This window comes from Micromonospora endophytica (assembly GCF_003236305.1).
GTDB classification, from domain to species: domain Bacteria; phylum Actinomycetota; class Actinomycetes; order Mycobacteriales; family Micromonosporaceae; genus Micromonospora; species Micromonospora endophytica.
In genome coordinates, this window is sequence record NZ_POTX01000003.1 from 17,228 (window position 1) to 42,306 (window position 25,079).

General features: G+C 68.0%; 21 protein-coding genes. 14 read left to right on the forward strand and 7 right to left on the reverse strand.

What is annotated here, in order from left to right:
- Positions 1-69: 69 nt before the first annotated feature.
- Complete coding sequence (locus tag C1I93_RS00955; protein WP_338044275.1) at positions 70-2,688, reverse strand: LuxR C-terminal-related transcriptional regulator; 2,619 nt, start codon at positions 2,686-2,688, stop codon at positions 70-72.
- A 256-nt stretch (positions 2,689-2,944) separates the two neighbouring features.
- Between C1I93_RS00955 and C1I93_RS00960 the strand changes: the two genes are divergently transcribed.
- From C1I93_RS00960 to C1I93_RS00985, 6 genes are all read left to right on the forward strand, one after another.
- The gene (locus C1I93_RS00960) at positions 2,945-4,144 is read left to right on the forward strand and encodes a glycosyltransferase (protein ID WP_111241267.1); all 1,200 of its coding nucleotides are present in this window, start codon (positions 2,945-2,947) and stop codon (positions 4,142-4,144) included.
- 21 nt (positions 4,145-4,165) lie between these two features.
- Positions 4,166-5,800: an AMP-binding protein gene (locus tag C1I93_RS00965; RefSeq protein ID WP_111241319.1), complete on the forward strand. Its 1,635-nt coding sequence runs from the start codon at positions 4,166-4,168 to the stop codon at positions 5,798-5,800.
- The gene (locus C1I93_RS00970) at positions 5,800-6,951 is read left to right on the forward strand and encodes an acyl-CoA dehydrogenase family protein (RefSeq protein WP_111241268.1); all 1,152 of its coding nucleotides are present in this window, start codon (positions 5,800-5,802) and stop codon (positions 6,949-6,951) included. Before C1I93_RS00965 ends, C1I93_RS00970 begins: the two co-directional genes overlap by 1 nt.
- A complete protein-coding gene (locus C1I93_RS00975; RefSeq protein WP_111241269.1) occupies positions 6,948-8,501 on the forward strand; it encodes an aldehyde dehydrogenase family protein in 1,554 nt (517 codons plus the stop codon). The genes C1I93_RS00970 and C1I93_RS00975 overlap by 4 nt, the downstream gene beginning before the upstream one ends.
- Positions 8,498-8,845: a type II toxin-antitoxin system RatA family toxin gene (locus tag C1I93_RS00980; protein ID WP_111241270.1), complete on the forward strand. Its 348-nt coding sequence runs from the start codon at positions 8,498-8,500 to the stop codon at positions 8,843-8,845. Before C1I93_RS00975 ends, C1I93_RS00980 begins: the two co-directional genes overlap by 4 nt.
- A 313-nt stretch (positions 8,846-9,158) precedes the next feature.
- Positions 9,159-9,491: a hydroxyisourate hydrolase gene (locus tag C1I93_RS00985; RefSeq protein ID WP_181444951.1), complete on the forward strand. Its 333-nt coding sequence runs from the start codon at positions 9,159-9,161 to the stop codon at positions 9,489-9,491.
- 71 nt (positions 9,492-9,562) lie between these two features.
- Here C1I93_RS00985 and C1I93_RS32185 read toward each other — a convergent pair whose 3' ends face one another.
- Positions 9,563-9,964, reverse strand: coding sequence for a transposase family protein (locus tag C1I93_RS32185; RefSeq protein WP_223256378.1), 402 nt, complete (start codon positions 9,962-9,964; stop codon positions 9,563-9,565).
- A 515-nt stretch (positions 9,965-10,479) separates the two neighbouring features.
- Between C1I93_RS32185 and C1I93_RS00995 the strand changes: the two genes are divergently transcribed.
- The 5 genes from C1I93_RS00995 (at position 10,480) to C1I93_RS01015 (ending at position 18,044) form a co-directional block, all read left to right on the forward strand.
- Positions 10,480-13,452 carry an AfsR/SARP family transcriptional regulator gene (locus C1I93_RS00995; RefSeq protein WP_223256386.1) on the forward strand — a complete coding sequence of 991 codons (2,973 nt, stop codon included), beginning with the start codon at positions 10,480-10,482 and terminating at the stop codon, positions 13,450-13,452.
- Between the two features lie 169 nt (positions 13,453-13,621).
- Positions 13,622-14,581, forward strand: a complete 960-nt coding sequence (locus C1I93_RS01000) for an NAD-dependent epimerase/dehydratase family protein (protein ID WP_111241273.1) — start codon at positions 13,622-13,624, stop codon at positions 14,579-14,581.
- A gap of 8 nt (positions 14,582-14,589) precedes the next feature.
- The gene (locus tag C1I93_RS01005; protein ID WP_223256379.1) at positions 14,590-15,915 is read left to right on the forward strand and encodes a UDP-glucose dehydrogenase family protein; all 1,326 of its coding nucleotides are present in this window, start codon (positions 14,590-14,592) and stop codon (positions 15,913-15,915) included.
- Between the two features lie 233 nt (positions 15,916-16,148).
- Positions 16,149-17,156, forward strand: coding sequence for an aldo/keto reductase (locus C1I93_RS01010; RefSeq protein ID WP_111241274.1), 1,008 nt, complete (start codon positions 16,149-16,151; stop codon positions 17,154-17,156).
- Positions 17,157-17,315: 159 nt separating this feature from the next.
- Positions 17,316-18,044, forward strand: a complete 729-nt coding sequence (locus C1I93_RS01015) for a CGNR zinc finger domain-containing protein (RefSeq protein ID WP_111241275.1) — start codon at positions 17,316-17,318, stop codon at positions 18,042-18,044.
- Here C1I93_RS01015 and C1I93_RS01020 read toward each other — a convergent pair.
- The gene (locus C1I93_RS01020; protein ID WP_111241321.1) at positions 17,998-18,720 is read right to left on the reverse strand and encodes an ElyC/SanA/YdcF family protein; all 723 of its coding nucleotides are present in this window, start codon (positions 18,718-18,720) and stop codon (positions 17,998-18,000) included. The two genes, C1I93_RS01015 and C1I93_RS01020, sit on opposite strands and share 47 nt — an antisense overlap.
- A 311-nt stretch (positions 18,721-19,031) precedes the next feature.
- Here C1I93_RS01020 and C1I93_RS01030 point away from each other — a divergent pair, with 311 nt between their 5' ends.
- Positions 19,032-20,087: a C45 family autoproteolytic acyltransferase/hydrolase gene (locus C1I93_RS01030; protein ID WP_249412227.1), complete on the forward strand. Its 1,056-nt coding sequence runs from the start codon at positions 19,032-19,034 to the stop codon at positions 20,085-20,087.
- A 206-nt stretch (positions 20,088-20,293) separates the two neighbouring features.
- Here the strand turns inward: C1I93_RS01030 and C1I93_RS01035 are convergent, their stop codons facing one another.
- The 3 genes from C1I93_RS01035 to C1I93_RS01045 all read right to left on the reverse strand — a co-directional run bounded on the left by C1I93_RS01035 (position 20,294) and on the right by C1I93_RS01045 (position 22,734).
- Positions 20,294-20,962 carry an SIMPL domain-containing protein gene (locus tag C1I93_RS01035; RefSeq protein ID WP_212808372.1) on the reverse strand — a complete coding sequence of 223 codons (669 nt, stop codon included), beginning with the start codon at positions 20,960-20,962 and terminating at the stop codon, positions 20,294-20,296.
- A 112-nt stretch (positions 20,963-21,074) separates the two neighbouring features.
- Positions 21,075-21,707, reverse strand: a complete 633-nt coding sequence (locus C1I93_RS01040; protein ID WP_146603395.1) for a DUF7002 family protein — start codon at positions 21,705-21,707, stop codon at positions 21,075-21,077.
- Between the two features lie 172 nt (positions 21,708-21,879).
- The gene (locus C1I93_RS01045) at positions 21,880-22,734 is read right to left on the reverse strand and encodes an NADP-dependent oxidoreductase (RefSeq protein ID WP_223256381.1); all 855 of its coding nucleotides are present in this window, start codon (positions 22,732-22,734) and stop codon (positions 21,880-21,882) included.
- A 153-nt stretch (positions 22,735-22,887) separates the two neighbouring features.
- Here C1I93_RS01045 and C1I93_RS01050 point away from each other — a divergent pair, with 153 nt between their 5' ends.
- Positions 22,888-23,286, forward strand: a complete 399-nt coding sequence (locus C1I93_RS01050) for a winged helix-turn-helix transcriptional regulator (RefSeq protein ID WP_111241280.1) — start codon at positions 22,888-22,890, stop codon at positions 23,284-23,286.
- A 265-nt stretch (positions 23,287-23,551) separates the two neighbouring features.
- On the opposite strand, the gene C1I93_RS01055 is transcribed toward C1I93_RS01050, so the two are convergent.
- Positions 23,552-24,448, reverse strand: coding sequence for an NmrA/HSCARG family protein (locus C1I93_RS01055; RefSeq protein ID WP_111241281.1), 897 nt, complete (start codon positions 24,446-24,448; stop codon positions 23,552-23,554).
- A gap of 86 nt (positions 24,449-24,534) precedes the next feature.
- Here C1I93_RS01055 and C1I93_RS01060 point away from each other — a divergent pair, with 86 nt between their 5' ends.
- Positions 24,535-25,077 carry a TetR/AcrR family transcriptional regulator gene (locus tag C1I93_RS01060; RefSeq protein WP_111241323.1) on the forward strand — a complete coding sequence of 181 codons (543 nt, stop codon included), beginning with the start codon at positions 24,535-24,537 and terminating at the stop codon, positions 25,075-25,077.
- Positions 25,078-25,079 lie beyond the last annotated feature (2 nt).

The window sequence follows — 25,079 nt, forward strand, 5'->3', positions numbered from 1 at the left end:
CCGTTCCTACCGGGGGTTTCCGGTGGGGACGGCTGCGGGCTCGGACCGCGAGAAGCACCACTCGGAGGCTCAGCTCTGCGGCCTGGTGAGCAGGACGCTCAGGGCGTTGAGTTCCCCGCGGTTGTTGATGCCGAGCTTGCGGTAGACACGATGCAGGTGGTTCTCCACAGTCCGCACGGACAGCACGAGGTTGCGGGCGATCTCGCGGCTGGACAGCCCTCCGGCGGCGAGCTCGGCGATCTCGCCCTCCCGGCGGGTGAGGCGTGGCGGCGCCAGCGCGGACAGCGCGGGCGAGCGGGGGATCTCCTCGCAGTGGCCCATGAACATGAGGGCTCGCGCGGCGGCCGTGGACGCCATGGCCAGGCGGCCGTGCGACCGATGCCACTCGGACTCCTCGGCGGCGGCCTCCGCGGCCAGCAGCGGACTACCCATTTCGGCGAAGTCGGCGGACACCTCCGCGAGTGCTGCGGCGTCACCCTCCGCCATCGCTCGGGCGTGCAGGGCGTACGAATTCCCGAGGAGTCGACGGGACTGGCCCGAGAGCGCCCGCAGCCGGTCGGCGGCGTGTTTCGGGGCGCCGAGGCGCGCCGCGTCGTGCAGGGCGAGCGTCTCGAAGCCCGCCGCACCTCGGTCACGGGCCAACCGCGCGGTCCACTGTGCGTGGGCAGCGGCGTCTCCGTGTCGCGCGCTGATCACCCAGGCGCGGGCGAGCTCCGTCCACGGGCTCAGGAGCCGCAGGGATATTTCGCCCAACCGGTCGGCTTCGTCCAACGTGCGGACCGCCGCGTCGGCCTCGCCAGTCAGCGCGTAGCCGTGCGCGAGCTGCCCCAGCAGGATGGCCAGCACATTGTTCGAACCCTGCTCACGGGCGATGGAAATGCCCTCACGGCACCAGGATGCCTGGTCTCGCAGCTGACCCCGCATCCGGGCGACCAGGCCGCGCAGCAGGCACGACACGATGGTCGCGAACTGCCACCGGGTGGCGAGTGCCCGGTCGTAGCCGGTACGGGCCCGCTCCTCCGCTGCGGCGAGCTGCGCGGTCCACAAAAGACCGTGGACCGTTCCGAGGTCCGCGAAGACCGAGAGCCACGGCGCCTCGGCAGGCCACTCGCCGGCCAAAAGGTCGAGCCCTTCGTGCGGCCGGCCGGAGAAGACCATGGCCAGGCCGGTGGCCACCTGGGCTTCCGGCTCGTCCGGGGCCCCGGCGGCGAGCTCCAGCGCCTCCTTCGGTGCGTCGGAGAGCGCACGAAGCAACGCCTGCCGCGCGACCAGGCGTCGACGGGAAACCGGGTCGACGGCCTCGTCGATCGCCGCGGCCAGCAGAAGCTCGGCGGGTGCCTGGCGGTCGAGCCCGAAGTAGAGGTTGAACGCGCGCACCAGGGCAACCCGGGCGCGGTCGAGGTCGCCGTCCAACCGGCCGAGACCGGACAGCGCGGACTCGGCCTCTGCCGGCCGGCCGGCGAACAGCAGACCGTATCCGAGCGACTCGATCACCGCCGCCCCGCGACCTGCGGCCAGCTCGCGTCCGGCGAGCTGGCCGGCGAGTTCGAAGTCCATTGCGGACTGGGCGGTCCGAGCGGCGACGGCCATGTTTTCCGGGGACGGCCGCTCGCCACAGGCCAGCTGCCACCGCACGGCCCGTGCGAGGTCGACCGGATCGTGGCTGGTTGCCTGGATGAGGCTGGCGCACTGGCTGAGCCAACGCCGCGCCCGCAGCCGTGGCGTGACGGCGCGCAGAACATCGCCGTATATCGGGTACGCCAGGCGCGCGAGGTCCTGGCCGCCGCTTCGCTCGATCCTGATGAAACCGTGCGCTTCCGCTGCTTCGAGCACGTCAGCGGGCACCAGCTCGCCGAGCACGCCCGGGCCGATCGGCTCGGTGACGGCGAGCAGCTCCATGGCGGAACGGCACTCCGGCGGCGCTGCCGCGAGCCGCTCGTTGACCAGTGCCGCGAGCCAGGTCGGGATGGCGAACGGGCCACGGAGCATCCACCTGCCGTCCTCGGCTACCAGTCGGTTCGCCTCCAGCTGTGCGGTCAGCAGCTCGCGCACCAGCAACGCGTTGCCCGCGGTGGCCTCCCAGAACCGCTGGACCAGGGCGCCTTCCACTTGACCGCACAGCGCCTCCCCGAGGATCTGGTGGACGTCGGCGCGGCCGAGCGGGCCGATCTCTATCCACTCGGCCAGCCCATCGGTCCACAGGTCCGCGATCGGGCGTGGCAGCCGCCGGTCGGGACGCACCGCGGTGAGGAGGAAGAGTTCGCCACGTCGGGCGAGTTGAACCGCCAGCGCGGCGGATGCCTCGTCCAGTAGGTGGGCGTCGTCCACGACGAGCGTCAGGCGGCGTTTGCCGGCCGGCTTGAGCAACGCCTCGGCCGCGGTGCGGAGCGCGTCGCCCGTGAACGGTGAGCGGAGCAGCCCGGACGGCAGATGTTCGGCGAGCGCGCCGAACGCTACGTTGGCGGTCGCCACAGTGGTGACGGCCCGGATGACGTGGTGTCTTGCCGGATCGGCCCGATGGGCAGCCTCGGTCTGCAGGCGGCTCTTGCCCACGCCCTCCGCGCCGATCAACGCAATGCCGGCGGATCCGCGCCGGTCGGTCGCCGCGGCGATGCGCCGCAACTCTGTGTGCCTGCCAGCGAAGACATCTCGGACGCGATCCCTGATGGTTATCTCGGCGGATTCCACCGGTCAACTGTCTTATTGACTGCTATCGAACGGCTGTCGTTCAGCCATCACCCGAAAGGGCGCACCGTCGCTGCCCGAAGCCGGCGCGGTCCTGAGTACCGATCGCGGTCCCTGCGTATCTGAATGGCGGACGGGCTGAGTACTTCGTCGTGGTAACCCGGTAGCGAAGAGCAATTCTTTCCCGCAGTGGTTCCACAGTATCGTCGCCACTGCCGGCAAGCCCGTCCAGAATCAGCTCTCGTGAATTGGGGCGATAATGTCGTATCTGAAGCCGACCGATCCTGCCGTACTGGCGAAGGCCGTCGCTGACAACCTCGTCGTCGCGGCCGATCCCGACGCGCCCGCCTCGGGTCTCTACTACTGGGAGATTTCCCGCCCTTGGCGGGACAAGGTCGTCGATGCGGCGCGGACGTGCGCGGCCGAGACGATCCGTACGCTGGGGGAGAGCCTGTTGGCCGACCCGACGGATCACCTGCGGTACTGGGCTCTGCACGCGGCGCTGGTGGAGCGGCACGGCCACGACTGCGCAGTCGACGACCTCATGCACCTTGGCTGGCGGGCGGAGTGCAACTCGCGCCTCGGCCACGTGCTGAACGAGGACTACACCAGTGACGCCGTTCCGGTGACCGTGGAGGAGATGGCCGCGTTCGACCCGGGGCTGCGGTTGCCCGAGGGCGCCGCCCCGGAGGTCCTCGTCGTGATCCCGTTCCACAGCCGGCTCGAGGGCGGCGGCGAGAGGCTGCGCAACCTCCTGGCGTGTCTGCGGTCGTTGCGTGACCAGTCGTTGCCGCGCGAGCAGTATCAGGTGACGGTCGTGGAGAGCGACGAGCAGTCCCGCTGGCGCGATGTGATCAGCCGGTTCGCCGACAACTACATCTTCGCCCCCAAGGACGGCGTGTTCAACAAGTCCTGGGCGATGAACGTCGGCGTCGCCAACACGCCCGGGCCTACCGAGATCATCTGCCACATGGACGCCGACGTGCTGGCCGACCGTGACTTCCTCGCGCGCAACGTGGATCGCATGCGCGAACCCGGCACGATGGGGCACCTGCCGTACCGGGACATGGTGGCGATGGACTACCCCGCCACCTGGCGGGCCATCCGCGAACGGCTGCACGGCGGTGCGGCGGCGCCCGACCCGCGTCGCTTGCGCGCCTTCACCCTGCGTCGTGGGCCGGGTCTGTGCTTCTTCGCCCGAGCCGAGTTGTACTACCGCACCGGCGGCATGGACGAGCGCTTTCAGGGCTGGGGCGGCGAGGACATCGAGTTCAACTACCGCTTCGGATTCGACGCGGCGTACGACGCCTTCGACGAGCCGCTGCTGCACATGCGGCACCCGTCCTACTCCGAGCTTCGCGCCGACGGCAAGCTGATCAACGCACACCTCGTGCCGGGGAGTTGGCAGCCGACCCGGCCGATCGGGCAGCTCGACCAGTTCACCCCGGCCGGCGTCTAGCGCTCGGAGGACGGCGTGACCATGGAGGCGAGTACGGCGGTCCGGCGGCTCGAACCCGCCGGACCGCATGACGACAAGACCATGCTCGACCATCTCCGGGAGGCCGTGGTCCGGCATCCACAGCGGGCGGCGGTGATCTGCTGGCACACCGACGGACGGCCGACCGAGCGGCTGACCTATTCCCAGTTGGCTGCGACGGTTGAGCGGCTGGCCGCGGGGCTGGCCAGGCTCGGCGTCCGGCGCGGTGAGGTGGTGACACTGCAACTGCCCAACTCGTGGCAGCTCGTCGCGCTCGCCCTCGCCTGCGCGCGGATCGGCGCCGTCGCCGGGCCGGTGGCGCCGGTCATGCGCCGACGCGAGCTGGAATTCATGACCCGACTCACGAAGAGTCCGGTGTACGTGGGGGCGACGTCCCATCGTGGCTTCTCGTACGACGAGATGAGCGCGGAGGTGGCCGCCGCGGTGCCCTCCCTTGGTCATCGCATCCTCATCGGTCAGCCGAGCACTACGGGGGCGCTCGACTTCGCCGCCGACCTGCTCGATCGGGCGTGGGAGGACGAGGTGCCGCGCGGTGAGTTGGACGGCCGCGAAGCCGGCCCCGACGATCTGGCCCAGGTCATCTTCACGTCCGGCACCACCGGTGAGCCGAAGGGCGTGATGCACAGCCACCGGACGCTCTACGCCATCAACCGGCGGCAGATCGAGGTGCTGGGGCTGACCGGGGACGAGATCACGGCGATGGGATCGCCGACCACCCTGCAAGGTGGATACACCTGGAACTTCGTCATGCCGCTGATGCTGGGCGCGACCGCGGTGCAGGTGGACTCGTGGGACCCGGCGCTGATGCTGCGGATCGTCGAGGCGGAGCGGGTGACGTTCTTCTACGGGGCGCCGACGGTTCTCAGCGACCTGATCCACGAGCAGCGGCGCCGTCGGCGGGACGTCGGCGCCCTGAGGACGTTCGGCACGGGAAGCGCGCCGGTGCCACCGGTCCTCGTGGAGGAGGCGCACGAGGTCCTTGGCTGCCGGGTCTACGCGGTGTGGGGCATGACGGAGAACGGCTGCGTCACCGTCACCCGCCCGGAAGACCCGCTGATGCGGGCGGCGGAGAGCGACGGCACACCGGTACCCGGCATGGAGATTCGCATCGTCGACGAGAAGACCGGCAACCCTGTCGACAAGGGTGCCGTCGGGCGGCTCCAGGTACGGGGTGACAACCAGTGCCTGGGCTACTACCACCGTCCGGAGCTGTATCGCCAGTCGCTGACGTCCGACGGCTGGTTCGACACCGGCGACCTGGCGCGCGACGACGGGTACGGCGGCGTCCGCATGGTCGGCCGCGTGAAGGACGTCATCGTCCGTGGAGCCGAGAAGGTGCCAGCGGTCGAGGTGGAGGCAGCACTGCTGCGCCACCCGGCGATCCGGGAGGTGGCCGTCGTCGGGTATCCGGACCCGCGGCTCGGCGAACGGGCGTGCGCGGTGATCGTACCGGACGGCGAGGCGCCTTCCCTCGACGAACTGCGTGCTCATCTCACCGATCTGGGCATGGCGAAGCCGTATTGGCCGGAGCGGATCAGTGCCGTTGACGAGTTGCCGAAGACGCCGTCGGGAAAGGTCCAGAAGTTCGTTCTGCGGGAACGATTGAGAGCTGCGTGATGGATTTCTCTCATACTGCTGAGCAGTGTGCGCTGGCCGACAAGGTACGCGCCTTCACCGAACACCGAATCGTGCCGTTCTACCAGGACAGCGACCGGCAGGGACAGTTCCGCCCGGAGCTGCTGCGCGAGTTGGCCGCCGAGGGCCTGTTCGCGCTGCGCGTCCCGGTCGAGTACGGCGGGCTGGGGTTGGATGCGGTCAGCACCGGCGTTGCCCTGGAGGAACTGGCCCGGGGCGATCTCACCGCGTGCTATCCAGTGCTGAACGCCGCCCTGGTTGCCGGCATCATCACCGCCAACGGCACTGCCAAGCAACGCGCGGAATGGCTGCCGGCGATCGCTCGCGGGGACGCGGTGGTGGCGTTCTGCATGACCGAGCCGGGCCACGGGACCGACGCTGCCGCCGTGAAGCTTCGCGCCGAACCGAGCGGTCCGCACGACTGGCGGCTCGTCGGCGAGAAGACTTCGATCATGCTGGGCGCGTACGCCACCCACGGCATGATCTTTGCCCGCACCAGCGATGCGCCACGTGCCCGCGGGGTCACCGCCTTCTACGCCCGGCTCGACGACCAGTACGTGGTGCGTTCGCCCCTGCGTGACCTTGGCAGCCGGTCCGGTGGCCGATCGACTCTGGTCTTCGACGGCTTGCCGGTCCGGGTGTCCGACGTGGTTGGCGAAACCGGACTCGGCTTTGCCCAGGGCATGCGCGGCTTCGACTACTCGCGGGCGCTCATCGCGCTCATGGCCGTCAGCACGGCACAGGCCGCGCTGGACGACGCTCTTGCGCACGCTCGGCACCGGCGCGCGTTCGAGAAGCCGCTGGGCCACTTTCAGGGGATCGCCTTTCCACTCGCGGAGTGCGCCACCTATCTACATGCGGCCCGACTCCTCGCGTACGAGGCGCTGTGGCGCAACGACGCCGGGCTGGAGCACCGTCTGGCAGCGAACATGGCGAAGTGGTGGGCGCCGAAGGCTGCCGTCGATGCGGCGCACCAGGCGCTGCTGACGCTTGGTCACTTCGGCTACAGCGAGGAGCAACCGATCGCGCAGCGGCTCCGTGACCTGATCGGCACCCAACTCGCCGACGGCACCGCCAACGCCACCAAGCTGGTCGTGGCACGTGAACTGCTCGGGCGGGAGTACGCACCATGAGAAACTTTCCGTCTTGGGTCGCCGGCAAGGACGTCGAATCCGCCCGGCATGTCTACGGCATCTCGGCACGCGCGGCGCTGGAGGACACCTTCGGCGCGCTGAGCCTGAAGCGGCGGCTGGAGTCCGGTCAGCTCGGTGAGGAGGATGACCCGCGCATTGTCGGACGGTGCGCGTTGGCCGACCCGGAGACTGTCCAGCAGGCACTGACTGCGGCAGCCGCCGCCCAGTCGGAGTGGGGCAGAACACCCCTGCGTACCCGACTGCGCCTCGGCGAGGCGATCCGCCGGCGGCTGGTCGCGACCCGCGACGAGTTCGTGGAGCTCATGGTCGCCGAGGGGCGGCCGCGCACCGCGTCGCACGCCGAGATCGACGGGTTGCTGCACATCTTCAGCGAGCAGACCCTGTCCTGGTGCGCGGAGCTGTTGCACCGCGAGTTCTCGTACGGCGGCAGGCGAATCGTCCTGCGCCGCCGTCCGGACGGGGTCGTCTGCGTGGCACCGCCGCAGAACGCGCCGCACTCCAACGCCATCTACGGGGCGGCCGCGCTGCTCTCCGGCAACGCCGCCGTGATCCGGGCGCCGCGCAGTCTGCCGCTGGGCGTGATGTACGCGATCCGGGAGATCATCGCGCCCGCCCTTGACGACGTGGGTGCGCCACCGGGCACCGTCAATGTCGTGTGCGGACCGCCGATGCTCGATGACTGGCTGGCCAGCCCGCACGTCAACGACATCATCTACTTCGGGGGCAGCGAGAAAGGGTTGATCTTCCAGAACGATTGCATCGCCGCGGGCAAGAAGCCCATCTTGGAGCTGGCCGGCAACGACTGCGCCGTGGTGTGGCGGGATGCTGACCTGGACGTGGCGGTCCGCGCGCTGACCGAGGCGTTCAACGCCTCCGGGCAGATCTGCAACGTTCCCAACCAGGTGGTGGCGCATCCCGCGATCGCCGACGAACTGATCGATCGGCTACGGATCGCCGCCGGGCGCGTCCGGCCCGGCTACCCCGACGATGACGGCGTGGAGCTCACCCCGGTCCTGGCCCGGGAGAGCTTCTTCGCGGTGCTCCACGAGGCGCTGGCTGGGGGAGCCCAGTTGGTGTGCGGCGGACGCCAACTGGAGGTGGACGGGTCACCGTCCGACACCGGCTACTTCCTGGAACCGACTGTGCTACGCATCGACGGCCTGGCGCGTAGCCGCGAGTTGGCGGCGGTCCGCGCGGAGACCTTCTTCCCGCTGCTGCCGGTGGTGGTTCCCGAGTCGGGCCGCAGCGACGACGCGCTGCTCGAGGACGTACTCGACTTCGTCAACACCAACGCGTACGGCCTGCGTAACTCGTTCTGGTCGGAGGACGAAACGGTCGTGGAGCGCTTCGTGGGTGCCGTGACCAACGGCGGCGTCATCAAGGTGAACGACGAATCGCACTCCGGCTTCTTTCCCTACCTGCCTTCCCACGGCGGCACCGGCCTTACGGGCGGAGTGTTCGGTGAAGCCAGCTACATGATGATCCGGACGACGCATCTGCAGGCGGTCTCACTGAGGGAAGGCTCATGAGGACGATTCGGGTAGAGGTCCGGACGGCACTGTCGGCGGACGCTGCGTTCGACCGGATCAGGCAGTTCGATGACGAGTGGACGGTGCCGTTCCGGGGTGCGTCGATCCATTGGCGGCAGCGGTCTGAACCGGCGCCGAGCGGGCGTCGCATCTCGTTCACCCAGACCGTTGGCGATTTCCGGAGCCTGTCCGGCGTTTGGCGGACAGTTCCCGCGTCCGAGGGCTGTGAGGTGCTGCTCGAGTTGACGTACGACGTCGGGGTGCCGATATATGACCGGATACTCGATCCGTTGATCGAGCGGGTGTTGACGACGGCTGCCCGGTTGGCAATATCTGGCTTCTAGGCGTTTTGCGCGCAACGTGAAGGTGGCCCCTCGAGTCGTCTTCCGACTCGGGGGACCACCTTTTGTCGTAGCGCTCGGCCTGATCGCTAGCCCCAGTTGGTGTCACGGCTCATAATCTCGCTCCCCCTTCGATCTCGACCATGAACCGAGTTCACCAGCGGCCACTGTCGACCTGATATCTGATGGCTGTCGATCCGTTGTCGATGCGCTTACCGCAAACTAAGAATGACGTTTGCCGTTCGATAGCCGGATGACAGCGCCCACGTGTACGTTCACGCGAGTACTGACCAAAATGGAGGGATGTAGATATCAAATGATTGGTGTTCGCATCATTGACGGCGCGTCGGGCCGGCCTGTCCCAGGCGTGCTAGTGCGGCTGGACGGCCGCGACGATCGAGGCTGGGCACCACTGATGTCCGGGTTCACGGTAAATGACGGCCGGCTGCCGGCGCTGGAGGAACTTCAGGTGAGGCGCGGCGCGCATCAGCTCATGTTCGATCCCTCCAGCTACTTTGCCGGACTCGGCGCTGTCGCCGAGTACCGTGAGTTCACTGTGCAAATTCAGGTGCGCGAGATCGAACTCGACTTGCGGATGGCTGTGTACCTCAACGCGGCGGGTTTCGCCGTATACGGAGAACGTGGATAGGGCTACCCGTGAGGGGCGTGACCGATGCCAGTGGGCGCTGTTGCCGGCGCTGGTGGGTGTGGCAGGGTCCGTCAACCGCATCCGTGAGCGGCGATCATTGATCCCCAGAGCGTGGAGTGCATCGACCCCGTCGGTCGGGACGGCCGTGGGTCGGACGCCCGGAAGAAGATCAACGGCCGGAGGCCGACCGGCGCCTCCGATGGACGCCGGTCGGCAGTCATGCCCAGGGCGAGAGCCGTCGCGGTCGGCACGTCGGCGACCCACTCGGCGATCGCGGCGTACGAGCGGTAGCCGGCGACCACGGCACACACGGCTGCGGTGACCACGACTGTCAGCCGGTGCCGGACGCCTCGCCGGGCCTGTGGATCAGGCAGAACGGCGAGTGCTTCGGACAGCCCACCAGCGGTTTCGGCAACGGTCAGAGCCGGTGCGCCCGACAGGGACGAGATCAGCGATGATGGCAGCGCGGGCATGACTCACTTCGGCGATCAGCATGGCGTAGGAACCTTGATGATCTTCCGAGCCGGTCATGCCCGTCTTGCTGCCACCACCAACGGCGCTTCTACTCCAAGCCCCACAAGTCAGACACCGTCACGACTTTGCCGGGGCCCTGTGTCCCCGTGTCTGTGAATCGTGAGCGGATCCTGGCCTGGACCCCCGTTGTGGTCGGCTCACCCGCAGCTATGGGCGCCACCGCGCTTCCCGAAGCCATCACCCACATGACCTGCCGAATCACCGCGCACAACCCGCCCGCCGCACGTTCACCTGGACCTGATAACCCTTCTCTGAAACAACTCTGGAACATCGGCCACCCCGAATCTCACCTGGTGTCCGCCGGTATGCTTGGCTACCATGAAAAACGTTCTCCATACGGGGCGTCAAACGATCACGCCGGCCTGCTCCGGGGGGCACCGTTGGGCTGGCGCGAGGTGTCGTTGTTGACGGGGGAGGAAATTTGCAGGTTTTCCGCATCCTGGGGCCCTTGCACGTGCTGAACGCCACCATCACCGCCTCCCGACAGCAGATAGTGCTCGCCATGCTGCTGCTAGAGGCCAATAATGTGGTTCCGCTGGGCCGGCTTGTCGATGCGGTATGGGAGGACACCCCGCCATCGACGGCCAAGAGTCAGATTCAGATCTGCATATCGGCGGTACGACGTGCGCTGCGAGACACCGGTCTCGATAATCGGATCATCACCAACCCGGCCGGCTATCAGATCAGAGTCGCCGAGGGTGAGCTGGACCTGCACATCTTCAACGAACTTCTCACCGAAGCCCGCGCCGCGCTGCGCGAGCAACGGCTGGAGGACGCTGCCTCGAGTTTTCGGCAGGCCCTGACGCTGTACCGCGGGACTCCGCTCAGCGGCGTGGACAGCCGGCTGGTCGAGGCGGCGGCGACTCGGATCGCCGAGCGACGGCTCGCTGTAGTTGAGGACTGCCTCGAGTTGGAGCTGCACCTCGGTCGGCATCGCGAGACCATCGATGAACTGATGGCGCTCGTTACCGAACACCCGTTGAGGGAACGGCTATGGCAACAGCTGATCACCGCGCTGTACCGGGCCGGCCGGCAAGCGGAGGCACTGGCGGCGTACCGCTCGGCGCGGCAAGCCTCAATCGACGACCTCGGGTTGGAGCCGAGTGAGCCGCTGCGGTTGCTCGAGCGGGCAATCCTGAACGGACAACTCGAGCCCGGCCCGGCCGTGGAGCTGGAATGGCCGGCTCCGATCGAGCCCGCTCCCTCGGTGCCCCGCATGGCACCCGCTGACATTCCGGATTTCACTGGATACGGCCAACTCGTCAGCGAGCTACGGGACTTCCTGCGCTACGGCGGCGGGCGCCCCGACCGGGACTCCGTGCCGGTCCTGGCGATCACCGGCCGCGGCGGCGCCGGAAAGACGACGCTCGCCGTGCATCTGGCCCATGGGCTGGCCGCCGAATTTCCGCACGGGCAGCTGTTCAGCCGGTTGGGCCCGGAGCGGTCGCACAGCGGTGGTCTCTCCCAGATCCTCGACGGCTTTCTCCGCGCGCTCGGCATGCCCGGGTCCTCGATACCCGAGGGGCTGGAAGCTCGCGCGGCGACCTTCCGAAGTCAGATCGCCGCATCCCGGGTGCTGATCGTCCTGGACGACGTGGTCGACGAGCGGCAGGTGTACCCCCTCCTGCCGGGCAGCCCCAGCTGCGGTGTGATCGTGACCAGCCGACGCCGCCTGGCCGGGATACCCGGCTCCCGGCTGGTCGAGGTGAGTGCGCTCGAGCAGCGCGATGCCGTTGAGCTGCTGACGCGGATGGTCGGCTCGGAGCGAGCCTCCGCCGAACCACGCGAGGCCCTACGCCTGGTCGAGTTGTGTGGCCGATTGCCGCTGGCGCTGCGGATCGCGGCGGCGAGGTTGATCGCCCGTCCGCACTGGCGGATGGCGCAGCTGACCGAGCGACTCGAGGATGAGGGCCGGCGTCTGGACGAGTTGGCGCACGGCGGCCTGGACGTGCGGACCAACATCGCGGTCAGTTACGAGGGCCTTGACGGGCAGGCGCAGCGGCTGTTGCGGCGGCTCGGCCTGCTCGAGACGCATGACTTTCCGAGCTGGGCGGCAGCGCCGCTGCTCGACATCGACGTGGCCACCGCCTCGGACACGCTCGATGCGCTGGTGGACGCACAGCTGCTGGAAGTGGTGGGTGGGTTCGGCGTCGACACTCGCTACCGGCTGCACGACCTGGTCCGGGTCTACGCCCGTGAGCGGCTCGCGGCCGAGGAGACCGCGCCGGCCCGGCTCGAGGCCGCCCGGCGTCTCCTCGGCGCGTGGCTGTTCCTTGCCGATGAGGCGCACCGCGTCCTCTACGGCGGTGACTACACCGTCATCCACAGCGGGGCACAGCGTTGGGAGTTGCCTCGACATCTCGTTGACGACCTGTTGCGCGATCCGCTGATGTGGTTCGAGGGCGAGCGTGCCGCTGCGGTCGCCGCGGTGGGTCAGGCATCCCAAGCTGGCGCACCGGACTACTGCTGGGACCTTGCGATCACCTTGGTTGCACTCTTCGAGAACGGTAGCTATCTCGACGACTGGCGTGCTACTCACGAGATCGCCCTGCTCAGCGCGCGGGAGGCCGACGATCGACTCGGCACGGCCGCGATGCTGTATTCGCTAGGCGCAGTGAACATCGCCGAGCAGCGCTTCGACGACGCTCGTGTCCGGCTCAACCAGGCGCTCCAGGTGTTCGACGAGATCGGTGAGGCCCGCGGTCGCGCGCTTGCCCTGCGGCACCTGGCCTTCCTCGACCGGGTACATGGCGACCTCGATCAGGCGTGGGCGCGCTATAGCGAGGCGCTTGCCGCGCTGCGTCCGCTCGGCGACGCAGCGGGCGCCGCTCATATCCTCAGCGGGATGGCGCGCATCAAGCTGGAATGGAGCGAACGCGGCTCCGCCGCCGAACTCCTGGCCGAGGCGTTGCGGAAGGTCACCGAGGTCAACAGCACGCGTGTCCAGGCGATGGTGCTACACCGCCTGGGCGAACTGCACTTCGAGGACGGCGACCTCACCCAGGCTGAGGAAGAGCTGACCAAGGCGCTGAAACTGGTGCGCGGAGGCCGCGATCGGGCAGGCGAGGCGCACGTGCTGCACGGGCTCGGTCTCGTGAAGCTGCGGCAGCACCAGCACCACCAGGCGGCGGTGACGCTGAACCATGGGTACGCGATCGCCCGCCGCAACGGTGACCGGCTGGCCACCGCGCGATTCTGCCTGGCACTGGCCCGGCTGCACCGGGCCCGACGGGACTATCCATCTGCGCTGGAGTGGGCTTCCCAGGCCCTCGAGATCTTCGACCAGTTCCATGCACTGTTGGGTCGCCTGGAGGCCGACGAGCTACTCGGGCAGATTCGCGATGAAGCAGCTGGGCGGCATGGCCTGCGCGAACATGCTGCCCTTCCGCCGGCTCTCCGAAGTAGTGCCCGTCCGTCTCAGCCGTAGGCCCAAGGGCCCATTGAGTGCCGGTCGAGCCGCGTGCAGAGTACCCGGCCGACAGTACGTTCATCCCACCGGAGAGTGGGCTCAGCCGTCGCAGCGTTGACGCGTTGGTGCGACAAGGCTCTGCGCAGCCGAGGTCCTACCCACTTTCGCCCCGGATAGGAGGCTTCCCGTGCCGAACACCAGCAGATTCCGACGGGCCTTGGTCACTGGCGGTGGAGGATTTCTCGGCTCGTACGTCTGCGAGCAGCTCCTCTCCTGCGGAGTGGAGGTGATCAGTGTCGACAACTTCTCCACCGGGCACCGCAGCTATGTCGAGCACCTGATGGGCCGTTCGGGCTTCACGCTCGTGGAGGCGGACGTCACCGAGGAATTCCCAGTCACGGGATCGGTTGATCTCGTGATGCACCTGGCGTCGCCTGCGTCGATTCCCGAATTCTATCGATTGCCGATCGAGACCCTGCTCGTCGGCAGCCACGGCACATATAACGCGTTGCGTATCGCGCGCCGGTTTGGCGCCCGCTTTGTGTTGGCATCCACATCGGAAATATACGGCGATCCGCTGAAGCACCCGCAGGACGAAGAGTACTGGGGCAACGTCAACCCGATCGGCGCGCGCTCGGTCTACGACGAGGCAAAGAGGTACGCCGAGGCCCTCACGACGGCGTACGGCAAGCAGCACGGGGTGAGCGTGGGCATCGCGCGCATCTTCAACAGTTATGGGCCGCGCATGCGGCCGGATGGTCGGGTGATCTCCGGCTTCATCGCCCAGGCCCTCGACGGCGTCCCCCTGGAGATCCACGGCGACGGCAACCAGACGCGATCGCCCTGCTACGTCGAGGACACCGCGCGGGGCCTCCTGGCAATCGCGGAAAGCGACTACGGGCGGCCGGTCAACATCGGCAACATCCAGGAGGTCACCATCCGTGACCTGGCTCAGATGATCCTCGACGCGACGGGGAGCAGGTCACCACTGAAGTTCATCGAGGCCGACATGGACGACCCTCGGCAGCGCTGCCCCGACATCAGTCGGGCGGAGCGTGAACTGGGCTGGCGGCCACAGGTCGCCCTCGAGGAGGGCCTACGGCGGACGGTAGCGGCCGCCAGCAAGCAATCACCGGACTGGAAATAGGAGGCACAGTGCTTACGATCTCCGTGCTGGGCTGCGGGTATCTCGGTGTCACGCACGCCGCCGGTATGGCCGAGTTGGGGCACCAGGTCATCGGGGTCGATATCGATCCTGAAAAGATCTCCGCGCTGGCAGACGGTCGGGTGCCCTTCTTCGAGCCTGGGCTGGACGAGCTGATCAGTCGCAATCTCGCCGCGGGGCGACTGCGGTTCACCACGTCGTACGAGGACGCCGCGACGGCCGACGTGCACTTCATCTGCGTCGGCACCCCGCAGCGCAGCGACGCTGGCGCAGCCGATCTCAGCCACCTACACGCGGCCATCGAGGGGCTGGCGCCGTCGCTCGTGCAGGATTGCCTCGTCGTCGGCAAGTCCACAGTGCCGGTCGGCACTGCGGCGCACCTGGCCGAGATGCTCCGCAATCTCGCGCCCGACGGCGAAAGGGTCTCGGTCGCCTGGAACCCGGAGTTCCTGCGCGAGGGTACGGCCGTGGCCGACACCCTGCGCCCGGATCGTCTCGTGCTCGGCGTGTCCGACGCCTCCGCCGAGCAGGTGCTCCGCGAGGTCTATGCGCCGCTGATCGAGGCGGGCGTTCCGGTGGTGGTGGCCGACCTGCCCACCGCCGAAGTGATCAAGACCGCGGCCAATTCGTTCATGGCCACGAAGATTTCCTTCATCAACGCGATCGCCGAGTTCTGCGACGCGAGCGGTGCCGACGTCACGATCGTCGCCGAGGCACTCGGCCGCGACCCCCGCATCGGCGAGCAGTTCCTCAAAGCTGGGCTCGGCTTCGGCGGTGGCTGCATCCCCAAGGACATCCGGGCCTTCCAGGCCCGCGCCCACGATCTCGGCGTCGGCCACGCACTGTCCTTCCTGGCCGAGGTCGATGCGGTGAACCTGCGGTGCCGCGACCGGGTGGTGGAGCTGCTCCGCAAGCAGTGCGGGGGAGGATTCACCGGACGGCGAGTCGCGGTGCTCGGCGCCGCCTTCAAGCCCAACACCGACGACATCCGCGACTCGCCTGCGTTGCACGTGGCCGAGCTGATCAGCCGTGAGGACGGTGTGGCTGCCGTCTACGACCCGCGGGCGATGGGGAACGCGCGGCGGGCTTTCCCGCACCTGACCTACGCGACCAGCCCGCTGGACGCGGCACGAGGCGCCGACGCGGTGGCCCTGTTGACCGACTGGGAGGAGTTCTCCACTCTCGATCCACGGGTCCTGGGCAAGGAGGTCAGGAGCCGGAGCATCGTGGACGCGCGGCACCAGCTCAACGCCGAGGAGTGGCAGCGGGCAGGATGGCAGTACTACGCGCCCGGCCGCCCCGCGCTCCAGAGCTGAGTGGTTGCGCAAGAGGCTGCCATCGTATGGTCGGGATCATCTGATCGATGGGATCGGTGCCGCGTCGCGGAGTGCCGGTCGGCATCGAGTTGTGCGCCGCCGGCCAATCGCCATGCCCCAACATCTGTGCGACTCACCCTGATCGCTGCCCCATTAGGACGTACCACGGAAGTGGCTTTCGAGTAGCTCAACGGGTTGACGCCGAGTGCATTCGGACGGATAGCTTCTCGGCCATGAGGACTGTCGAATTGGGGCACACGGGTGAGCAGGTCAGCCAGATCGCTCTCGGGTGCATGTTGATGGGTACATTGACCGACGAGGCGTCGTCGTTCCAAATGCTGGACCGTTACCTCGACGCCGGCGGCAACTTCGTTGATACCGCCAACTGCTATGCGTGGTGGCCATCGCCAGGCAACACCGGTGACGAGAGTGAGGAACTGATAGGCCGCTGGCTCGCCCATGGTGGTCGGCGCGACAAGATCTTTCTCGCTACCAAGTGCGGTGCGCGGATACCCGATCCTGAAGAGGCGCGTGGCAAGACGTGGGAGGAGGTCCAGGCTCGTTTCGAGGGTGCGAGTGGCGACACGGTGCGCCGGGGCATCGACGACAGCCTGCGGCGGCTTGGCACCGACCACGTCGACCTGTACTACGTGCACGTCGACGACCGGTCGACGCCGCTGGCCGAGACGCTGTCCGTCCTGGCGGAAATCGTGCGCGCCGGCAAGGCACGGTACGTCGGCTGGAGCAACGTGCGAACCTGGCGGCTGGAGCGCGTCCGGCAGCTCTGTGACCGGCATGGCTGGCCGGCACCGGTTGCGCTGCAGCAACAACACAGTTACCTCCGTCGTCGTGCCGGGCTCAGCAGCGTCTCCATCGTGGACGACGAGCAGCTCGACTACCTGCGGACGCACGACGATCTGACGCTGGTCTCGTACTCGCCGATCCTCAAGGGGGTCTACGACGATCCGAAGAAGCGGCGAGGCCACGACATCATGGCTCCGTACGAGGGTCCGGATGCCGAGGCGCGCGTGGCGGAGCTCATCGTGCTCGCCGCCGAGTTGGGTGTCACGCCGAACCAACTGGTGCTCGCGTGGCTGTTGCATCAGACGTCGCCGCGTACCGTGCCGCTGATCGGGCCACGAACCCTCGACCAGTACGCGGCCGCCATGTCGGCGCTCGACATCAAGGTCGACGCCGCACACGTCGAGCGACTCGATGCCGCCGGCGCCCCTGCCTCGTGACCAGGGCATCGGCCTACGTGATCGTGACCTCAACAGCCATGTGCCGATCAAGGTGGACCGTCCGCTCCGGTTCCGACCGGCAATGCCCGCGTGGCATGACGGCGTGGACCGGGGCAGAGCACAACCCCCAATGACGGGTTAGGTGGTAGCCTTGTCGGCATGCCACCCGACGTCAGTCAGCTACCGTTGGTCGGCGGGCACCCTGCACTCGATCTGGTCAACACACTCGAGCGAGGGGGCACCTCGCCTCACGACTTCCTGTCCGACACTTCCGCTCTGCTGCGTTGGTCGGTCCTGGTGGGCACGATCAGCGACGTGGAGGCTGAGCAGGTTGACCGGGCGTGGCGCGACGAGCCTGCGGCGGCGCACGCGGGACTGGCCGCGGTGCGGGACATCCGTGAAGGGCTTTATCTCGTGCTGCGTGCGGCGATCATCGACGCGGACGGTGGTACGGCGGACGACCTTGTCGCGGCCGGCGCCGCGCTTGTCGCATTACATCAGCGCTGGTCCGGCGCGGTCGCCCGGGCACGATTCGTGCTCGACTCGTCGCGGGTGCGGCTGGCCTACGACACGGTGCCGGCCATGTTGGTGCCCGACCGGATCGCCGAGGCCGCTTACGATGTCATGCTGACGGCCGATCTGACCCGGGTGCGCCGATGCCCGGTGCTCGAAGGTGGCTGTGGTTGGCTCTTCCTCGATCGGAGCCGCAACGGTTCCCGCCGCTGGTGTCGCATGGCGGACTGCGGCAACGTGGTGAAGGCGCGACGGCTCACCGAGCGTCGCCGTGCCGCCCGGCCCTCCGGCTCCGAGGCAGTGGGCGAGGGCGTTCCGGTGAGGGCTGTCATGCCCTCACGCGATGCTCAACAGACCTTCGCGAAGGCGCTCTGAGAAGGGACTCGTGGTGACTCCACAGCCACCGTAGGTACTGCTGCAGTTCCTCGAGCGTCGCGATCCATCCCTCGTCCGTGTAGGTGAGCATGCGCTTCACCTCCCCGGGTACGAGGTCGTAGGCGGTGGCGCCGGTTTCTGGGACCAGTCTGTCCGGGGCAACGGCCACCGGCGCCGGAATGATGGGAAGTCGAACGCCCGCCTCGTTGAACGCTTTGAGGAGCGTGAGGTAGGCGCGGGGCAGATGGTAGGGCGAGACGGCGAGTGCGAGGCTCGTGATGCCGTGGTCCTTGACCTGGCTGACGATCCACGCGGCCTGCAGGGCCGTGTTGGGCGCCGGCTCGGCTTGGAGGTGGACTCCGTTGGTGCGGCGGAGACCGAGGCTGCGCAGGTAACCGAGCGTGATCTCGACGTAGGTCTTCTCGGTCGGATTGCCGTTGGCCACCAAGAGGTAACGGAGATCCAGATTCGCCTCCCAACTGCGGATCGCATGGGTGAAACGCCACTCTTCGCCCTGGCCGCTGGCGATGACGAGCGCATCGACGTGGTCGCCGGCCGACGGCGGGAGAGCCAATATCATCGTGAGGGCTTTCGTCACGGCCAGGAACTGGCCGGCTGTGAAGCCCGCGAGGTCATCGTCCCTCGCGATCCGAGGAGTCACGCTGCTCCGGCTCATCAAATCCTTCGGCCTCATCCTGTAGTTCGCGGCACGGACTCTACTCGGCACTGAGTAGGTCCATCTCAGCACGTCGGTCCGATTGGCCGGCGGTGCCGCGCTGGTCGCCTCATATGTACGCTCATCCCGGGTGGCCGCGGCGTGAGCGGATCAGACGGGGTCCTCATGGGGCGCGCGGAACTCGAACGCGCGTTCGCTCACCTGGGCGACCGGCTTGTCGGCCGCGGAGTCGTCGCTGACATCTTCAGGATCCGCTGGCCGGCGCCGCACTCCGCACCGACCTGGGCGAGGCTTCGCCACGGCCTCGGGGTTTGATCAGCTTGGTCTTTGTAGAGGCCGATGATGGACTCCATCAGCGCGTTGTCCAGGGCGTCGCCGACGCTCACCTCATCCGATCCTCGCAGGGGGAGTGGCAGCCCGTGTGGCAACAGCACAAGACCTTCCAGGCGATCGAGGTCGGCGACGGCGGCGACGGGCGGTGGGCCGCCTACGCCCGGGGCCTGTGGCAGGAGATGGAGGGCCTGCTGACCGAGGAGGGCCGGACTCCGGAGGGCGCGGATCGTGTTCGGGCGCTGTTCCGTGCGCACATGCCGGAACTGGTTCCGGTTCTGGACCGCCTGGCCGGTCAACTCGACCGGCCCGAGGCGGAGGTCTTCCTCACCCACGCGGCACTGCGGCCGTTCTCCCAGGCGTGCACCCAGATCGGCCAGAGCGGCACTCTGCTGCGCAACTATGACCTGCGGCCCGATCAGTGCGAGGGGACCATCGTCTCCTCGTGCTTCCTGCGTCCCGTGATCGGGATGCAGGACATGCTGTGGGGCTTGCTGGACGGGATGAACGACGCCGGTCTGGCGGTTTCGCTCACCTGGGGCGGACGTTCCGTCTACGGACGCGGCTTCGCCATTCTCATCCTCGTGCGCTACCTGCTGGAGACGTGCGACACCGTCGATGAGGCGGTCGACAGGCTGCGGTCCCTGCCGGTCGCCGTCCCCCAGAACCTCACCCTTGTCGATCCCGAGAAGGCGATGACGGTGTTCGTGGGACCGGATATGCCGCCGACGGTGGCACCGGACGCCTGCGCCGCCAATCACCAGCACCTGCCGGTCACCGACGAGCAGGAACAGGCCATGCGTACGCAGGAGCGGCTGCGAGCCATCCGCGCCGCGGGCGCGGACGACGTGGCGGCGATGCTGAAGCCGCCGCTGTATCGATCCGTCGACGAGCAGGGATCGAGAACGCTTTACACAGCTCGCTACCAGCCCATCGAGGGCCGTGTGACGTACCACTGGCCCGGCGAGTCCTGGCAACAGTCCTTCAGTGACTTCGCACCCGGATCTCGCACCGTGACCTTGGGCCGGGCCAGCTGAAAGGCTTCCGCAGCGGTACGCCCCGCGACACTTCGGTCGACCTGGCCAGCTCACGCTGCCCAGCGCCAGGACGAGGATTGGTCACCGACCGCTACGAACCCAGTCGCCAATTTCGCGGACCACGGCAAGCAGGAGCAGCAAGGGTAGTACGCCGGTTGCGGCATGTGCGTGCACGTGATGTTGCGCGTGCGCGGTAGCGCGGTTGGTCAGTGGCGGGCTACGGCGTAGCCAAGGACCACAGCGGCGGACACGACGACGTGGCCTGGGGCGAGGTCCTGGGCGCTCGTCGCGGCGGCTTCGGCGTGGCTGCGGTAGCGGGCAGCACCCGGCTGTTCCGGGTCGACGTCCTCGATGTGCAGGACCGCGCCGATGCGTACGCTAGCGGCCGCGGCGTACAGGTCGGCCTTTGCGCGGGCTGCGGCCACTGCCTGGCGCCGAGCCTCGGCCCGCAGTTCGCGCTTGCCGGTGACGTCGAAGTCGACGCCCTCGATCTCGTTGGCGCCCGCTGCGACGATGTCGATCAGCAGTGGTTCGACGTCGTCCAGTACGCCGGACTGGACCGCAAAGGCGGCCTGACATTGGTAGCCGATGAACTTGCGTGACCCGTCCGCGTATTCGGTGGCGGTCTTCAGGTCCAGTCGTGAACCCTCGACCGCCGCGTCGGCGATCCCGTGCTCGCGTAGCGCGCCGCGTACTGCCCGCACGGCTGTGCGGGACGCCTCGAACGCGGCGGCCGGGGTCTGCTCTATCCGTACGACTTTGAACCTTACGCGCACAAGATCCGGAACGGCCTTCACGCTCGCCGCGCCGAACGCGGTAATGCCCCAGGGGTGTTCCACCATCTGCATGAACGCCGATCCAACCAGACTGTCCACCACCCCATGGTCCCGGTACGCCGCCCGACCGTGGACAACAACACCGCGTCGCAACCTGACAGCGGCATGGCCGGATATCAAGGTCGGTCGAGGACTGCGATGGGTGTGGGTCTCAGTCGATGGCGCCTTCGATCTTGTGGGTCAGGTCGAGGATGTCAGGGACGGCGTCCAACACGGTGACCTCGACCAAGGCGCCGTCGCGGCCATACCGGCGGCGGTACTCGGCGTAGGGATAGTCGGCGATCGGCAGCCAGGACCGGTGCCCCCGCATGGGGTGGTTCTTCTGCGTCACGGCCCCCGAGTTGAGTCGGCAGAGTTCGATTCGTGGGCCGTGTCGCTCGACGAGGGCGCGGGTGTCGACGTGCAGGACCACCTGGCCCTCGGTGCGGTACTCCTTCGCTTGACGCAGCCGGTCCAGCCGCTGCGCGCTGGCCCAGAAGAAGACCCGGGAGTTGATGGCCGCGAGGTACGCGGCCAGCGAGGAGTCCGGATCAATCTTCTCCGCGATGAATTTCATCGGCTTCTGATCGCGGATCACGGCAGGCGGCAGGCCGGGCGCACGGAGAACCGTGGACCGTTTGCGAGGCGCGTTCAAGAGTCGATCACGCTCGGCGGCGTCGAGGTTGAACAGATCGATCAGTTGCTGCGTGGACAGGAGGCCGTGTCGTTGCACCGATGGCCACGCGGTCGCCGACATCGTGTGGAAGACCCGTGGATGACGCGCGATCAGTTCCTCGACGTCCATGAAGGTCATCATGCCGGACGTCCGCGACTACGGGCTATCAGGAATTCGATCTCTCCCACCTGGTCGACGGGTAGCCAGCAGCGTTGGGGCTCGTCAACGCCACGCCGTGCAGTAGGCGTGGCGCGAGCGGTATGCCCGCCGTGGAGCGCGACGGCCGAGCTTTCGCCGCGGATCAGGGGACGATCACCACGCCGCCGCGCACGCCGCCTTGAGCCAGGCGGTCGTGGGCGGCCGCCGCGTCGGCGAAGGGGTACACGCCGGCGACCCGGAGGGGGATGTCGCCGCTGGTGACGAGTTTGACCAGTTCGCCCAGCCGGGATCCGTCCGGTAGCACCTGCAGCGCGAAGGTCCGGACTCCCCGTACCGGCTCCGGGCGAAGCGGGGGTGATGCGGCCACGTAGCCTCCGCCGTCCCGGATGAGGTCCAGCAGCGAGGAACCGATCACTGCCAGGTCGATGACCGCGTCGTACGTCCCTGTCGGATCGTCGGAGCGCGACAGGAACGCCGCGCCCAGCGACTCGACGAACTCGCGGTCGTCGGCCCCGGCGAGTCCCGTGGCGCGTAGACCGCTCGCCCGCGCCAGCGCCAGAACGAACCCCCCGACCTGCCCGGCGGCACCGGTAACGAGCACGGCCGAACCCGTCGGTAGCGCGAGCAGGTCGAGGGCTTGGGCGGCGGCGAGGCCATTGGTCGGCAGGGTCGCCGCCTCGATGGCGGGGACGCCGGTAGGGGCGGAGGTCAGCCAGACGGCGTCGAACACCACGTACTCCGCGTGGGCACCGACCGTGGTTTGCAGCCACGGCGAGAAGCCGATGACCTCGTCGTCGATCGTGAACTCCTCGACCGATGGGCCGACCGCGTCGACGCTGCCGGCAACGTCCCAGCCGGGCGTGTACGGCAGACCGGTCGGCAACGGGGCCGGGAACCGACCGGAGCGGACCATCAGATCGACCGGATGTACAACTGACGCCGCGACCCGCACCCGCACCTGCCCCGGCCCGGGCTCGGGCACCGGCACGTCAGCCACGTGCAGGACCTCCGGCCCTCCAAACTGTGCATACCTGACTGCGCGCATCGCCGTCTCCTTCGTGGGACCTCGTGATCACCACGACCGTACGAATCATCAGCACTGTGAGAAAGTAGGTACCCCGAAGTGCCTAGCGCACCGGAGGAGGGCAGGATGGCGACGACGACCGCAGCACAACGCCGCGAACAGGCCAAACGCGACTACGACGCGTTCCTGGAAGGTTGCCCAACCCGTGAACTGCTGAGCAGGCTCACCGACAAGTGGGTCGCCCTGGTGATCCCAGCGCTCGCCGGCGGCCCGCAACGGCACGGCGAGCTCGCCCACCGCATCGCCGGCGCCAGCCAGAAGATGCTCACCCAGACCCTGCGGACGCTGGAGCGCGACGGCCTGGTCACCCGCACGGTCACTGCCTCGGTACCGGTCCGCGTCGACTACGAACTCACCCCGCTCGGCCATGAACTGTTTCCGGTCATGATCGCGATCAAGAACTGGGCGGAGACGCACATGGACCGCGTCTTCGAAGCCCGGATCCAATTCGACGCACGCCCCTGAAACATGCGCTGGCGCGTCGCCCGCCCCGACGACGAGCAGATCTATGCCCTGAAGGCGAGACTCTTCGAGGCGAGCGCTCCCGCACTCCGCACGTCGCACCTTCCACAAGCAGCACCGGGGACCTGAGGCGATCGCGACCTGGCATCGCAGGCGGTGGCCGTCGGTAAGAGGTTAGCCGCGGCCCGCCGCGCCTGGATCTGCTTCCAGGACGAGGCCGGCCAAGCGGGTTGGTGGCTGACGCCACCAACCCGCAGCGCAGAGGGCATCACCAAGAGGAGAGGGTTCGTCGGGCCCAGGTGCGGAAATCGGTGGTGGGCAGGCCCAGTGCCTGGGGGATCTCTGGACGCGCGGGACTGCCGTTCTCGTTGATCTGCTCAATGAAGCTGATCATGAATGGTGGCAGGCCGTGTTCGACTGCTTGCTGCGGAGTGCGGATCGGTGCGGTGATCGTCCTACCGGTGACCTCGCTGAGGATCGTGGCGACTTCGGTCATCGTGCGCAGGTCGCCGGCGAGTTCCAGGTCCATGCCGTCGAATTTGTCCGGGTTGGTGAAGGCGGTCGCTGCGGCCTCGCCGATGTCGTCGACCGCGATCCAGGCGATCCGGGTGTCCGCTGCGAAGCCGGTGACGATGGTGCCGCTCGACCAGTCGCCGAACATGTAGGAGTGGCCGAGCAGGTTCTCCATGAAGGTCGCGGGCTTGAGTATGGTCCAGTGCGGGAAGCCGGCGGCGCGGACCAGTTCGTCGACGCCTGCCTTGCTCTCCCAGTAGTGCCGGTCCCAGCGGCCCTCGGCCCAGCCGGGCTGGTTGCGGTGGAAGTCGCCGGCACCGGCGACGCTGCTGTGCACCAGGTGTGACACCCCGGCATCGCGTGCAGCCTCAATGACGTGGTGGCCTCGGCGTAGCTCGGCATCGCCCTGCGGGTCGGTGGCATCGGAGAACGCAATGGAGAAGACGCCGTCCGTTCCCTCGGCTGCGGCGCGCAGTGCGTCGAGGTCGTCCAGGTCGCCTTGGACCAGTTCGGCTCCCCGTTCCCGGAGGGCCAGTGCGGCGTCGGTGCCGGTGTCGCGGACCAGGGCGCGTACCGCGACACCGCGGTTGAGCAGTGCCCGGGCGGTGGCCCCGCCTTGATTGCCGGTCGCGCCGAGAACAAGGACGGTCATGGCTCCTCCTCGACTATGTGGGGTGGTGCCCCGCTTTCCGTCGACTACGATATGGGGTGGCACCCCACTTTTCCAAATGGCAGGCGATGAGAGCTGACGCACAGCGCAACCGCGCCCGGATAGTCAAGGCAGCCAGCGAGGCGGTTGCCCGAGACGGCGCGTACGCGTCGCTGGAAGAGATCGCCCGGGCCGCTGGCGTGGGGTCGGCGACCCTGCATCGGCACTTCCCGTCCCGATGGGCCCTACTGGAGGCTGTCTTTCACGATCGGGTCGAAGCGCTGTGTGCCCGCGCTGGAGAATTGTTGGCCGAGCCAAACGCCCATCGGGCACTGACGACCTGGTTGTGCGAGCTGGCGGCGTACTGTACGACGACCCGCGGCTTGGTCACCGCGCTGCTCAGGGCACCGCAGGAGAGCGAGTCCTGCTCCGCGATGCTCGTGGCGGCAGGCGAACCGCTTCGGTGTCGGGCCGCCGAGGAGGGACTCGTCCGCTCGGACGTCGCGATGGTCGACCTGGTGACTCTTGTCAAAGCGATCGCACTGGCTGCGGAGTCGTCAAGTGCGCCCGAGGCGGAACGGCTGGTTCGTCTCGCTCTGCAGGGAATCAACCCGCCTCGACGGTGCCTCTGAAC

Excerpts from the sequence above, each read along its gene's own strand:
- C1I93_RS00960 (WP_111241267.1), top strand. The coding sequence starts at position 2,945 with ATGTCGTATCTGAAGCCGACCGATCCTGCCGTACTGGCGAAGGCCGTC.
- C1I93_RS00965 (WP_111241319.1), top strand. The coding sequence starts at position 4,166 with ATGGAGGCGAGTACGGCGGTCCGGCGGCTCGAACCCGCCGGACCGCAT.
- C1I93_RS00970 (WP_111241268.1), top strand. The coding sequence starts at position 5,800 with ATGGATTTCTCTCATACTGCTGAGCAGTGTGCGCTGGCCGACAAGGTA.
- C1I93_RS00975 (WP_111241269.1), top strand. The coding sequence starts at position 6,948 with ATGAGAAACTTTCCGTCTTGGGTCGCCGGCAAGGACGTCGAATCCGCC.
- C1I93_RS00980 (WP_111241270.1), top strand. The coding sequence starts at position 8,498 with ATGAGGACGATTCGGGTAGAGGTCCGGACGGCACTGTCGGCGGACGCT.
- C1I93_RS00985 (WP_181444951.1), top strand. The coding sequence starts at position 9,159 with ATGATTGGTGTTCGCATCATTGACGGCGCGTCGGGCCGGCCTGTCCCA.
- C1I93_RS32185 (WP_223256378.1), bottom strand. The coding sequence starts at position 9,964 with ATGCCCGCGCTGCCATCATCGCTGATCTCGTCCCTGTCGGGCGCACCG.
- C1I93_RS01010 (WP_111241274.1), top strand. The coding sequence starts at position 16,149 with ATGAGGACTGTCGAATTGGGGCACACGGGTGAGCAGGTCAGCCAGATC.
- C1I93_RS01015 (WP_111241275.1), top strand. The coding sequence starts at position 17,316 with ATGCCACCCGACGTCAGTCAGCTACCGTTGGTCGGCGGGCACCCTGCA.
- C1I93_RS01020 (WP_111241321.1), bottom strand. The coding sequence starts at position 18,720 with ATGAGCCGGAGCAGCGTGACTCCTCGGATCGCGAGGGACGATGACCTC.
- C1I93_RS01040 (WP_146603395.1), bottom strand. The coding sequence starts at position 21,707 with ATGGACGTCGAGGAACTGATCGCGCGTCATCCACGGGTCTTCCACACG.
- C1I93_RS01050 (WP_111241280.1), top strand. The coding sequence starts at position 22,888 with ATGGCGACGACGACCGCAGCACAACGCCGCGAACAGGCCAAACGCGAC.
- C1I93_RS01055 (WP_111241281.1), bottom strand. The coding sequence starts at position 24,448 with ATGACCGTCCTTGTTCTCGGCGCGACCGGCAATCAAGGCGGGGCCACC.
- C1I93_RS01060 (WP_111241323.1), top strand. The coding sequence starts at position 24,535 with ATGAGAGCTGACGCACAGCGCAACCGCGCCCGGATAGTCAAGGCAGCC.